The sequence below is a fragment of the Liquorilactobacillus ghanensis DSM 18630 genome (assembly GCF_001435235.1).
GTDB lineage: Bacteria > Bacillota > Bacilli > Lactobacillales > Lactobacillaceae > Liquorilactobacillus > Liquorilactobacillus ghanensis.
The window spans coordinates 292,452-293,189 of record NZ_AZGB01000016.1 but is presented as its reverse complement, the minus strand read 5'-3'; the positions used below and the strand labels follow the sequence as shown (position 1 = coordinate 293,189).

Here is a 738-nt window from a genome sequence, read left to right as displayed (position 1 = left end):
GCGACCACTGTTACTGTGATCGTCTTACTGATCTGATTACCAGCTCCATCTGTATAACTGTATGTTATTTCATAGTTCCCCGGTTTAGTTGGATCTACTGTCCCGCTAACTGTCAGTTCCGAAATCTGTAAAGGATTCCCATCCTCGTCTGTTGCCGAAGTAAAATTGTTTTCCGCGTTCCACTTCGTGGTCGGGCCAGCTATGATCGTACTATCTTTCGCGTCTATCGTTGCCTTAGATGCGATCACTGTCACGGTAATCGTCTTACTGATCTGATTACCAGCTCCGTCTGTATAACTGTACGTTATTTCATATTTTCCTGCCTTGGTTGGATCTACTGTTCCACTAACTGTCAGATCTGAAATTTGTAAAGGATTTCCATTCTCATCCGTTGCCGAAGTAAAGTTGTTTCCTGCGTTCCACTTCGTGGTTGGACCGGCTACGATCGTACTATCTTTCGCATCTATCGCCGCCTTAGATGCGACCACCGTCACCGTAATTGTCTTACTAATTTGATTACCGGCTCCATCCGTATAGCTGTACGTTATTTCGTATTTTCCTGGTTTAGTTGGATCTACGCTGCCGGTTACTTCTAAATCTGAAATTTTTAGCGGATTCCCATTCTCATCTGTCGCCGAAGTAAAGTTATTTTCAGCATTCCACTTCGTGGTTGGGCCAGCTACGATCGTACTATCTTTCGCGTCTATCGCTGCCTTAGATGCGACCACTGTTACCGTG

General features: G+C 45.0%; 1 protein-coding gene. It reads right to left on the bottom strand.

Translation table 11 applies throughout. The features are described from left to right. On the bottom strand, nucleotides 1-738 hold a 738-nt coding region (locus tag FC89_RS12700), incomplete at both ends, for a bacterial Ig-like domain-containing protein (RefSeq protein WP_162258274.1).